6 protein-coding genes are annotated in these 11,809 nt (G+C 71.6%); 3 read left to right on the forward strand and 3 right to left on the reverse strand.

What is annotated here, in order from left to right:
• Positions 1–22 precede the first annotated feature (22 nt).
• Positions 23–1,201, forward strand: a complete 1,179-nt coding sequence (moeZ, locus tag OG254_RS32125) for an adenylyltransferase/sulfurtransferase MoeZ (protein ID WP_351189519.1) — start codon at positions 23–25, stop codon at positions 1,199–1,201.
• Positions 1,202–1,305: 104 nt separating this feature from the next.
• On the opposite strand, the gene OG254_RS32130 is transcribed toward moeZ, so the two are convergent.
• The 3 genes from OG254_RS32130 to OG254_RS32140 all read right to left on the reverse strand — a co-directional run bounded on the left by OG254_RS32130 (position 1,306) and on the right by OG254_RS32140 (position 7,486).
• Positions 1,306–2,856 carry an alpha/beta hydrolase gene (locus OG254_RS32130; RefSeq protein WP_405588666.1) on the reverse strand — a complete coding sequence of 517 codons (1,551 nt, stop codon included), beginning with the start codon at positions 2,854–2,856 and terminating at the stop codon, positions 1,306–1,308.
• A gap of 134 nt (positions 2,857–2,990) precedes the next feature.
• Positions 2,991–4,541, reverse strand: a complete 1,551-nt coding sequence (locus OG254_RS32135; protein ID WP_405588668.1) for an alpha/beta hydrolase — start codon at positions 4,539–4,541, stop codon at positions 2,991–2,993.
• 149 nt (positions 4,542–4,690) lie between these two features.
• Positions 4,691–7,486 (reverse strand): YbhN family protein, encoded by a 2,796-nt coding sequence (locus OG254_RS32140; RefSeq protein WP_405588670.1) that lies wholly within the window; start codon positions 7,484–7,486, stop codon positions 4,691–4,693.
• A gap of 186 nt (positions 7,487–7,672) precedes the next feature.
• On the opposite strand from OG254_RS32140, the gene OG254_RS32145 reads away from it, so the two are divergent.
• Positions 7,673–8,101 (forward strand): MGMT family protein, encoded by a 429-nt coding sequence (locus OG254_RS32145; protein WP_405588672.1) that lies wholly within the window; start codon positions 7,673–7,675, stop codon positions 8,099–8,101.
• 257 nt (positions 8,102–8,358) lie between these two features.
• Positions 8,359–11,805 carry an ATP-dependent helicase gene (locus tag OG254_RS32150; RefSeq protein ID WP_405588674.1) on the forward strand — a complete coding sequence of 1,149 codons (3,447 nt, stop codon included), beginning with the start codon at positions 8,359–8,361 and terminating at the stop codon, positions 11,803–11,805.
• The last annotated feature ends 4 nt before the right edge of the window (positions 11,806–11,809 follow it).

Below are 11,809 nucleotides of genomic sequence, written 5' to 3' on the forward strand. Positions count from 1 at the left end.
TCGACCGACCAACGGAGTCCCCGTGTCGCTGCCACCCCTGGTCGAGCCGGCCCCCGAGCTCACCGTAGACGAGGTTCGCAGGTACTCCCGCCACCTGATCATCCCCGACGTGGGGATGGACGGGCAGAAGCGGCTGAAGAACGCCAAGGTGCTCTGTGTGGGCGCCGGCGGCCTGGGCTCGCCGGCGCTGATGTACCTGGCCGCTGCGGGCGTGGGCACGCTCGGCATCGTGGAGTTCGACGAGGTCGACGAGTCGAACCTCCAGCGCCAGATCATCCACAGCCAGGCCGACATCGGCCGCTCCAAGGCGGAGTCCGCCCGCGACAGCGTCAAGGGCATCAACCCGTACGTGAACGTGATCCTTCACGAGGAGCGGCTCGAGGCCGACAACGTGATGGACATCTTCAGCCAGTACGACCTGATCGTCGACGGCACGGACAACTTCGCGACCCGCTACCTGGTCAACGACGCGTGCGTGCTGCTGAACAAGCCGTACGTGTGGGGCTCCATCTACCGCTTCGACGGCCAGGCCTCGGTCTTCTGGTCCGAGCACGGCCCCTGCTACCGCTGCCTGTACCCGGAGCCCCCGCCGCCGGGCATGGTCCCCTCCTGCGCCGAGGGTGGCGTGCTGGGCGTGCTGTGCGCGTCCATCGGCTCCATCCAGGTCAACGAGGCCATCAAGCTGCTCGCGGGCATCGGTGAGCCGCTGCTCGGCCGCCTGATGATCTACGACGCCCTGGAGATGCAGTACCGCCAGGTCAAGGTCCGCAAGGACCCGAACTGCGCGGTCTGCGGCGAGAACCCGACCGTCACCGAGCTCATCGACTACGAGGCCTTCTGCGGCGTCGTCTCCGAGGAGGCCCAGGAGGCCGCCGCCGGCTCGACGATCACTCCCAAGCAGCTCAAGGAGTGGATCGACGACGGCGAGAACATCGACATCATCGATGTCCGCGAGATCAACGAGTACGAGATCGTCTCGATCCCCGGCGCCCGCCTGATCCCGAAGAACGAGTTCCTCATGGGTACCGCCCTGGAGAGCCTCCCGCAGGACAAGAAGATCGTCTTGCACTGCAAGACGGGTGTCCGCAGTGCGGAGGTCCTCGCGGTCCTGAAGTCCGCGGGCTTCGCCGACGCCGTCCACGTCGGCGGCGGCGTGATCGGCTGGGTCCACCAGATCGAGCCCGACAAGCCGGTCTACTGATCGACCTTCCCGCTGACCGGCGGGACACACGAGGCCCACGGCGCTGACCTGTTCAGAGCTGTGGGCCTCCGTGCGTCGCGCAGGAAACTGCGGTGTGGTGGCCGCTAGGAAGCGCAGACCTTGCCGTCCTCCGGCACCTTCCCCTGAAGCAGATACGCGTTCACCGCGGAGTCGACGCAGTCGCTCCCCTTCCCGTACGCGGAGTGGCCCTCGCCCTTCCACGTGAGCGTCACCCCCACGCCCTTGCCGAGTTCGTCCGCCATCTTGCGGGTGCCCTCGTAGGGCGTCGCCGGGTCGCCGGTGTTGCCGACCAGCAGGATCGGAGCCGCACCCGGCGCGCTGACCTCCGGGGTGTCGTACTGCCCGGCCACCGGCCAGTCGTGGCACCAGCCGGCCGTGTCCCAGCCGAGCATGGGCCCGAACACGGGCGAGACCTTCTCGAACCGCGGCAGCAGCTTCCTCGTCTCCTCGACCGTCGGCCGCTGCTTGTCGTCCAAGCACGATATGACCCGTTGCGAATGGGTCCCCGTGCTGTAGCGCCCCGATGCCTCGCGGTCGTTGTACTGGTCGGCGAGCGCCAGCAGTTCCGAGCCGTCGCCCCGCTCGGCCGCCTCCAGAGCACTGGTCAGGGTCGGCCAGCTCGCCTCGCTGTACAGCGGCCTGATGATGCCGGTGAGCGCGAGCGGCTCCGTGAGCTTGCGGGCCGAAGACGCGGGCAGCGGGCTCGCGTCGATCCGCTTCAGCAGGGCCACGATCTTCCGGGTGCCTTCTTCGGCGCCCTGGCCGGTGGACTCCAGGTAGTTGTCCAGCGCGCGCTGGAAGCCCCTGGCCTGGTTCTCGGCGTGCCCGGTGGCGTCCGCGCTCGGGTCGACGACCGCGTCCAGGATCATCCGCCCCACGGTGCCGGGGAACAAGTGGGCGTAGACGCCGCCGAGTTCGGTGCCGTAGGAGATGCCGAAGTAGTGCATCTGCTGGTCGCCGAGGACCTGGCGCATCAGGTCCATGTCGCGGGCCGTGTCGGTGGTCGACACATGCGCCATCAGTGTGCCCTCGGCCTTCTGGCAGCCCTTGCCGAAGGCCGCGGCGTCCTGGAAGTAGGCCGCCTCCTCGGCCGCCGTGTCCGGCGTGATGTCCACCGACTCGGAGGCCTGGATCTCCCTGTCGCTGCGGCAGCGCACGCCCTCACTGGCGCCCACCCCGCGCGGGTCGAAGCTCACCAGGTCGTACCGCTCGCCCAGTTCGGAGGCGCTGGTCGCGTACCAGGGCATCGTGGACACCCCCGAGCTGCCGGGGCCGCCGAAGTTGAACAGCAGCGAACCGATCCGGTCGTCGCCGGTCGCCTTGGTACGGATCAGCGCCAGGTCGATCGTCGTGCCGTCCGGCTTCGCCCAGTCCAGCGGCGTCTTGAGCGTCGCGCACTGCCACTCGTCGCCCGGCGCGGGGGAGTCCCTGGTCGCCTTGCACTTCCCCCAGCCGAGCTTCTGCGAGGTCAGGGAGGACGGCAACGGGGCCGCCGAGCCGGTGGAGGCCGCCGACGAAGCCGCGTCGCTCGTCCTGTCACCGGCCTGCGGGCCGTCGGACGACCCGCCACTGCACCCGGTCGCCAGCAGCGCGGCAGCGGCCGCCACGGCCGTCCACCGTACGAAACGCGTCATGTCGCTTACCCCCTCGCAGGCCGTCCGCGCTGTGCCGCGGATGGCGGTCAGGCCATAGTAGGCGGATCACGAAACGGCCGTAGCGGCCTGTGGATAACTCTCTGACCTGCGGATTCATACGGGCCGATACGGTCTCAGGAGCAGACCGTGCCGGCCGCCGGCACCTTCCCGTCCAGCAGATAGCCGTTCACCGCGTCCTGCACGCACTTGTTCTTGCTGTCGTAGGCCCCGTGCCCCTGCCCCTTGTACGTCAGCTCGACGCCCACGCCCTTGCCGAGCGCCTGCGCCATCTTCCGCGCGCCCTCGTACGGAGTGGCCGGGTCGCCCGTGTTGCCCACGACGAGGATCGGTGCCGAACCGGGCGCGCTGACGTCGGGATGGTCGGCGGCGCCGGGCTCGGCCCAGTCGGTGCAGCTGAGCATGGACCAGGCGAGGAAGTCGCCGAACAGGTTCGAGGCGGACCGGAACTCGGGCAGCTTCCGCTGCACGTACTCGGGGGTGTACCGCGGCTTGTCGTCGGCGCAGTTGATCGAGATGTTGGCGGCGTGGATGTTGCTGTACTCGCCGTTCTCACTGCGCCCGTTCATCGAGTCGGACAGCAGCATCAGGATCCTGCCGTTGCCGTCGTACGCCTCCTCGAGAGCCTGGGTGAGGATGGGCCAGTAGTCCTGCGAGTACAGAGCCTGCGCGACGCCGTTGGTCGCGGCCGACTGGGTCAGCCTGCGCGGGAAGATCCCCTCGATCGGCGTGCTGTCGAGGTCCTTCAGCAGCTTCGCGATGCGGTCCTTCACGTCCTGGGCGGTGTCGCCGATCGGGCAGTCCTCGACCTTGGAGGTGCAGTCGGCGGCGAAGTTGTCGAGCGCGAGCTGGAATCCCGCGGCCTGCCCGAGGGCCCCCTGCTCGGAGGTCTGCGTCGGGTCCACCACCGCGTCGAAGACGGCACGGCCGACCTTGTCGGGGAACAGATGGGCGTAGACGCCGCCGAGTTCGGTGCCGTAGGAGATGCCGAAGTAGTGCAGTTTGTCGTCGCCGAGGACCTGGCGCATCAGGTCCATGTCGCGGGCCGCGTCGGTGGTGCGCACCCGCGGCAGCATCTCTTCGGACTTCTTCTCGCAGGCCGCGTTGAACTCCTTGGTGTTGTCCACCAGTTCGGTCCGCTCGGCGGTGTCGTCCGGCGTGGAGTCCTGCTGGAAGTAGGCGTCGAGCCGCTGGTCGTCCTCGCACAGCACGGGCTCGCTGCGGCCGACCCCGCGCGGGTCGAAGCTCACCAGGTCGTAGCGGGTGCGCAGCTTCTCGTAGTCGTTGCCGAAGGCGGGCAGGGCGGTGACGCCCGAGCCGCCGGGTCCGCCGAAGTTGTAGATCAGCGAGCCGATGCGCCGGTTCTCGGGGCCGCTCGCCTTCACCCGGATCAGCTCGATGTCGATCGTGTCGCCCTTGGGATCGGGCCAGTCGAGGGGCGCCTTCATCGTGGCGCACTGCCAGGTGCCGTCGTCCGGCAGCGGGGACGGGCTGCCCTCGCCGCCCTGCGCCTGGGAGGGGGCCGGACAGTCCTTCCAGCTCAGTTCCTGCGCCGTCAGATCCTCGCCGTTCCCGGAGTCGTCGTCGCTGCAACCCGCCAGCAGGAAGGGCAGCAGCAGGGCGGTGGCGGTCAGGGCAGCGGCGCGCATCCGGGGAGGCTTCGGCATGGTCCCATCCTGGGGTCGTACGTGGTGGGGCGCTCGGGGCACGGGCCGTACGAGGTACCGCCGCGCCTCACCTTCCGTGCCCTGACAACGTACGGCGACCGGGTCCCCGTACGCCAAGTCCCGGCCGCCCTCTCGTACGCCCCCTCGCGCTACAGCGCGCCCTTGCGGCTCAGGTGGTTGAAGGCCAGCCAGCCCGGCAGCACCGGCAGCCACAGCGTCAGCAGACGGAACAGCAGCACCGAGGGCGCGGCGACCTCGCTGGGCAGGCCCACGGCGATCAGACCGACGGTCAGGGTCGCCTCCACCGCGCCCACACCGCCCGGGGTCGGGGCGGCGGAGCCGAGCGCGTTGCCCGCGAGGAAGACGACGGCGACGCTGGCGATGCTCAGCGAGGTCCCCTCGCTGCCGAACGCCCGGATCGACGCGTCCAGGCACATCACGAAGCAGGCGGTCAGCAGCAGCATGCCGCCGATGCCGGTGACCAGCTTCTGCGGCCGCTGGAGCACGTCGAGCATGCGCGGCACGACACCCGCGAACAGCGACCTCACGCGCGTGACGACGAATTTGCGCAGGAACGGCACCGAGGTCACCACGAGCACCAGCACCGCCACCGTCAGCAGACCCGCGATGACGGTGCGGGACGGCGACAGCGACGGTGTCTTCTCGGTGCCGGTCAGATAGCCGAAGGACAGCAGCATCAGGATGTGACAGCCGAGCCCGAACAGCTGCGACGCGCCCACGCTCGCCACCGCGAGCCCCGGCCGCACTCCCGCGCGCTGAAGGAAGCGCGTGTTCAGGGCGACGCCACCGACCGCGGCCGGCGCGACGATCTTCACGAACGACCCGGCGACCTGCGCCGACACGGTCCGCCGGAACGGCACCCGCTCGGGCACGAACCCCAGCAGGGCCATGGCCGCCGCGAAGTAGCTGGCCGCCGAGAACAGCACGGCCGCCGCCACCCAGCCCCACTGGGCGTTGGCGATGAGCGGGCCGAACTCGATGTGGGTGAGCTGCGTCAGCAGGAAGTACGCGCCGATGGCGCCGGCGATGAGACTGATCAGCGTGCGCGGCCGCACCCGCTCCAGCCGGGCCGGCTCGACCGGTGCCTGCGGCCTGATGAGCAGCACCTCGTGGCGGATCAGCGTGAGGAGATCCTCCTCGCGCGCCTCGTCCAGGGCGTCGTCGATGGCCCGCTTCTCGGCCCGCGCCTGCGCCCGTACGGTCTTCTTGTCCGGCTTGTCGAGTGTGACCCCGGTGTCGGCCGAGGCCTCCTCGCTGCGGGCGTGCTTGGCCTGCCGGGACGCCTCCACTACGGCGTCGCGCTCGCGCTGGGCACGCTCGCGGGCCAGTCGGCGCAGCGTCGCGCGCGTGGAGCGGCTCAGCGCGATCGGCTGGAGCATCGGCAGACAGTCGGCCACGGCGTCGGGGCCGAGCACGCCCACCGCCGAGGCCACCGCGCGCTCCGCGCCGACGCGCAGGCCGAGTGTCACCAGCAGCTGGGAGATGTCCATGCGCAGCAGCAGACTGTTGGCCGCGATCTCACCGATGCGCAGATCGGTGATGATCACCTTGCCGGAACGATCCACCAAAATCGCGTCACCCACGAGCCTGCGATGCGCGATCCGCCGCGACTGCAACGCCTGGACCTGGCGCCAGGTGTCGCGCAACAGGTCGTCGGTGATCTCGTCGTCCGACAGCGAGTCCAGGGTGTGGCCGCCGGTGTGCTCGTAGACCAGCATCACGGCGTCCGGGCCCAGCTCGGAGGTGGCGATCAGCTTGGGCGCGTTGGCGCCGGCCGCGATGGCCGCGTAGGCGAGGAGCGCCTCCTGCTCCAGGGCCTGGCGCAGCGACTGGAGGCTGGAGCGGGTGGCGAAGCCGCGCAGCGTCAGATTGCGCCACGCGCGGTAGAAGAAGCCCTGAGCCTGCTGCTCCCGGTCGACCACCGTCACATCCAGCGGCGGGCCGTCCTCGAGGGTGACGAAGTAGCGCCGGCCGCGGTCGCCGCTCTCCTCGGAGACCTCCTCGCGGGCCGCGCTCACCGGGCGGAAGCCGACGTGCCTGAGGCCCGCCATCAGCGTCCGTCCCGTGGGCCGGACGTTGGGCGAGCCGACCGCGTACAGCGTGCCGTAGGCGACGGTCCAGCCGATCAGCAGCGTCAGGATGATCGAGAACGGCGTGGTGTAGCCGGTGACCAGCATGGAGAACGCGTACAGGACCAGGACCGCCCACAGCACCGCACGCCAGCGGGGTCTGCGGGACATGCCCACGGCCGTCATGTACGCGATGACCGGCGCGAGGTAGCCGTGCACGGGGTCGGTGAGGGAGCCGACGTCGCCGGGCGAGGGCTGGGTGAGGGCGTCCCGGATGGAGTCGGGTGCGCCTCGCGCGACCCACAGGTCGGTGGCGAGTGTCACACCGTGCGCGAGGACCGCCGCGAGGACGCCGTCGGCGATGCGCAGTCCGTCCCGCTTGATCAGCCGCTCGATCGCGAATGCGACCGGCACCAGCAGGATCGCGATGCTGGACACCAGCCCGGCGATCTTGCTGAACAAGTCGGGCGCCTGCCCGGTGCCCTTGTTGATGTCCTGTTCAAGACCCGAGGTCGTCCCGTGCGCGAACGCGGCGATCGCGAGGAGCAGGGCGATGCCGAGCACGCCCACCAGGAGCCGCATCAGGTCGGACGGACGGTGCACGCGCGCGGGAAGCAGCGGTTCGTCGCCCTCGACCTCGTCCACGGGCACCTCGTCGAGTTCGAGGTCGGGGCCGCCTTTGCCCTCGACGGCCGTGCGGCCGGCGTCGCTCGGGTCGGCGCCCTTGCCGACCTCGTGCTTCGTGCCGTCGTCGCTCTCGCCGGGGTCCTTCTTGGCGGCGTTCACGGTGTCAGGGCGCGACGAAGCGTCAGAGGTGCTTTCCGCGTCCTCCGGGTGCGCACCCTGCTGCTTCATCGTCTCTTCTTGATCTCGTATCACCAGTCACCGCCCGCACGATGGTGGCATGCTCCACCGACACACGGGGGCATCAGGGTGCAAATGCGGGGGCGCACAGTCTGCCCGAAGCGCCGCCCCGGGGCGAGGGATACGCACAGTGGCGAGCGCGTCACATTGTCGGTGCCGTGGGGCAGGATGGGGCGGATGAGCGAGGAGAGTCTTCCGGACGATGCCCGTCCACCCCATGACGACGCCCGTCCGGAGTACGCCGATGTCCCTCGGGAGGACGCCGACGAGCTGCCGGCGTACGCCGAGCGGGTCCTCGATGTCACCGAGCTGATCCCGCCGGGGCGCGTCATGACGTACGGGGACGTCGCCGAGTGGCTGGAGGAGGGCGGCCCCCGGCAGGTCGGCCGTGTCATGGCCCTCTATGGGGGAGCCGTTCCGTGGTGGCGCGTGGTCCGCTCGGACGGCGCCCTGCTGCCCGGCCACGAGCTCAGAGCGCTGGAGCACTACCGGGCGGAGGGCACGCCCCTGAAGGAGGCGAGCAGGGCCGCCGAGAGCCACCTGCCACGCCTGGACATGAAGCGGGCGCGGTGGGACGGCGGCGGACGCGCACAGGGTCACACCTGACAGCTTCCGCCATCCGACCGCCCGCCGTGTGACCTGTGATCCGTACGGGGGAAAGAGGGCACGTCCGTGGCATGACGTACGTTCGTGAGGCGAGGGACGCACGTGCCACGAGTGCCCCGAGGGATGAATCGGAAGCCCTGCTTCCGCACCGCCCCTCGGCGTAGCGTCGGCTGCATGTGACCCCCTCATCCCGCGGCCACCGCCCTCCACGCGCGAGGGGCGAACCACCAGCACACCCACCAGGACCGGCGAACCACGTGAGCTCCTCTTTCTCCACCAGGCGCCTGTCGCACCCACAGGTGCGACAGGGGGCCCGTGGCGCTTACCGGCTGGTGCGTACCCCTGCGGTGCGAACGGTTCCCCCTCGTCTGGACGCCGCACAGCGTGCCGTGGTTGACCACGACACCGGCCCACTGCTCGTCCTCGCAGGTCCGGGCACCGGCAAGACCACCACGCTCGTCGAGTCGGTGGGGGCGCGCATCGCCCGCGGCGGGGACCCCGAGCGCATCCTGGTGTTGACGTTCAGCCGCAAGGCCGCGGTGGAACTGCGCGACCGCATGGCCCTGCGCATCGGGGCGGCCCGCGCGCCCCGGGCGACGACGTTCCACTCGTTCTGCTACGCCCTGGTCCGCGCCCACCAGGACAGCGACCTCTTCACGGAGCCGCTGCGGCTGCTGTCCGGCCCCGAGCAGGACGTGACCGTGCGTGAGCTGCTCGCGGGCCAGCCCGACCTGGAGCGGCTCGGACTCGCCCATGTGCGCTGGCCGGACGAACTGCGCGCCTGCCTGACCACACGCGGCTTCGCCGACGAGGTTCGCGCGGTCCTCGCCCGCAGCCGCGAGCTGGGCCTCGCCCCCGACGCCCTGGACGCCTTCGCCCGCCGTATCGGCCGCCCCGACTGGCGCGCCGCGGCCGCCTTCCTCGCCGAGTACCTCGACGTGCTCGACATGCAGGGCGTGCTCGACTACGCCGAACTGGTCCACCGCGCCGTACTCCTCGCCCGCCGCCCCGAGTCCGCCGCGCGACTCGCCGCGCAGTACGACGCCGTGTACGTCGACGAGTACCAGGACACCGATCCGGCGCAGGTACGGCTGCTGCGCGCCCTCGCCGGCGACGGCCGCGCCCTGGTCGCCTTCGGTGACCCCGACCAGTCGATCTACGCGTTCCGGGGCGCCGACGTGAACGGCATCCTGGAGTTCCCGCACGCCTTCCCACGCGCGGACGGCCGCCCCGCGCCCGTCGAGGTCCTGCGCACCTCCCGCCGCTCCGGCACCGGCCTGCTGGCCGCGACCCGGTTGCTGACCCAGCGCATGCCGCTCACCCGGCTCCCGGCGGAGAAGGTACGCGCCCACCGCGAGCTCGCCCCGGTCCGCGAAGGCGGCCGCGTCGAGGTCTTCACCTACCCGACGCCCGGCACCGAACTGGACAACATCGCCGACATCCTGCGCCGCGCCCACCTGGAGGACGGCGTGCCCTGGGGCGAGATGGCCGTACTGGTGCGTGCGGGGGCGCGCACGATCCCGACGGTGCGCCGTGCGCTCACGGCCGCCGGGGTGCCCCTGGACATCGACGGCGACGATCTGCCGCTGCGCCATGAGCCGGCCGTCGCACCCCTGCTGACGGCGTTGCGGGCGGTGGCGACGGCGGAGGCTGCGGTACGTGCCGGGGAGGAGGCTTCGGCCGAGGAGTCGGGGGAGCCAGCGGAGCCGGGGGCGCCGGAGGAACCGGATCGGCCGGACTCGGATGGGCCGGAGGAGCCAGAACCGCAGGGCGAGCCGGAACCGCAGGGCGAGCCGGAACCGCAGGGCGAGCCCGAGCCGGCCTGGCTCGACACCGAGACCGCACTCACCCTGCTCGCCTCCCCCCTCGCCGGCATGGACGCCGCCGACCTTCGCCGGCTCGGCCGCGCCCTGCGCGAGGAGGAGCGGGCCGCGGGCAACGCCCTGCCGCCGCCCTCCGACGACCTGCTCGCGCGGGCGCTGGCCGAGCCGGAGCGGCTCGCGGTGCACGACCCCACGTACGCGCGTGGCGCCCAGCGGCTCGGCGCGCTGCTCCGCAAGGCCCGTGAGCGCCTCGCCGGCGGCGGTACGGCCGAGGAGGCGCTGTGGGACCTGTGGGAGGGCACACCGTGGCCCACCCGCCTGGAGCGCGCCGCCCGCCGCGGCGGCGCCGCCGGACGCAACGCCGACCGCGATCTGGACGCCGTATGCGCACTGTTCGCGACGGCCGCCCGCGCGGAGGAACGCACCGGTGGCCGGGGCACCCTGAACTTCCTGGAGGAGATCCAGGCCGAGGACATCGCCGCCGACACCCTCACGCGGCGTGCCGTACGCCCCGACGCCGTGCGCCTGATGACCGCGCACCGCTCCAAGGGCCTCGAATGGCGCCTGGTCGTCGTCGCGGGCGTCCAGGAGGGCCTGTGGCCGGACCTGCGCCGCCGCGGCTCCCTCCTGGAGGCCGACCGCATCGGCCGCGACGGACTCGCCGAGCCGCTCACCCCGGGGGCGCTGCTGGCAGAGGAGCGCCGCCTGTTCTACGTCGCCGCCACACGCGCGCGTGAGCGTCTGGTCGTCACGGCGGTGAAGGCACCGGCCGACGACGGCGACCAGCCCTCCCGCTTCCTGACCGAACTCGGTGTGGAGCCGAGGGACGTGACGGGCCGCCCGCGCCGCCCGCTGGCCGTAGCCGCGCTCGTCGCCGAACTGAGGGCGACGACGGTCGACCCGCGCGCGTCGGACACCCTCAGGGAGGCCGCGGCCCGCCGACTGGCCCGGCTGGCGGCGCTCGCTGACGAGGACGGCCGCCCGCTGGTCCCCGCGGCGCACCCCTACCGCTGGTGGGGCATGTTCGAGCCGACCGAGTCCAAGGTGCCGCTGCGGGGCCGCGACCAGCCCGTCGTCCTCTCGGGAAGCGCCCTCGACCAGCTCGCCAACACCTGCGCCCTCCAATGGTTCCTGGGCCGCGAGGTGAAGGCCGACGCGCCCGCCACCGTCGCCCAGGGCTTCGGCAACGTGGTGCACGTCCTCGCCGACGAAGTCGCATCCGGACACACCCCGGCCGACCTCGACGTCCTCATGGAGCGCCTCGACTCCGTGTGGAACGCGCTGGCCTTCGACGCGCCGTGGAAGTCGGCCCAGGAGAAGGGCAACGCGCGCGTGGCGCTCGAACGCTTCCTGAAGTGGCACGTGATGGACCGCACGGGGCGCACACCGGTGGCGAGCGAGCACGACTTCGACGTCACCTTGGCGGCCGGGGACTTCGAGGTGCGCATCCGCGGCCAGATGGACCGCGTCGAGGCCGACGGCGAAGGACGCGCCTACGTGGTCGACTTCAAGACCGGCAAGCAGGCACCCAGCGCGGCCGAGGTGGCCCGCCACCCCCAGCTCGCCGTCTATCAGCTCGCCGTCCGCGAGGGCGCCGTCGACGACGCCTTCGACGGTGTGCACCCCGAGCCGGGCGGCGCCGAACTCGTCCAACTGCGCCAGGGCGCCGCCAAGCGGGACGGCGGCGAGACGCTGCCCAAGGTGCAGGGGCAGGAGCCGCTGGACGGCCCGGAGGGGGAGTGGGTCGGCGATCTGCTGGCCACGGCCGCGGGCAAGGTCCTCGACGAGCGGTTCACACCCAATGCGGGACAACACTGCACGCACTGCGCGTTCCGGGCATCGTGCAGCGCGCGGCCCGAAGGACGGCACGTGGTCGAGTGACACA

It is taken from the genome of Streptomyces sp. NBC_01092, assembly GCF_045039535.1.
GTDB lineage: Bacteria > Actinomycetota > Actinomycetes > Streptomycetales > Streptomycetaceae > Streptomyces.

Excerpts from the sequence above, each read along its gene's own strand:
- OG254_RS32130 (WP_405588666.1), bottom strand. The coding sequence starts at position 2,856 with ATGACGCGTTTCGTACGGTGGACGGCCGTGGCGGCCGCTGCCGCGCTG.
- OG254_RS32135 (WP_405588668.1), bottom strand. The coding sequence starts at position 4,541 with ATGCCGAAGCCTCCCCGGATGCGCGCCGCTGCCCTGACCGCCACCGCC.
- OG254_RS32140 (WP_405588670.1), bottom strand. The coding sequence starts at position 7,486 with ATGAAGCAGCAGGGTGCGCACCCGGAGGACGCGGAAAGCACCTCTGAC.
- OG254_RS32145 (WP_405588672.1), top strand. The coding sequence starts at position 7,673 with ATGAGCGAGGAGAGTCTTCCGGACGATGCCCGTCCACCCCATGACGAC.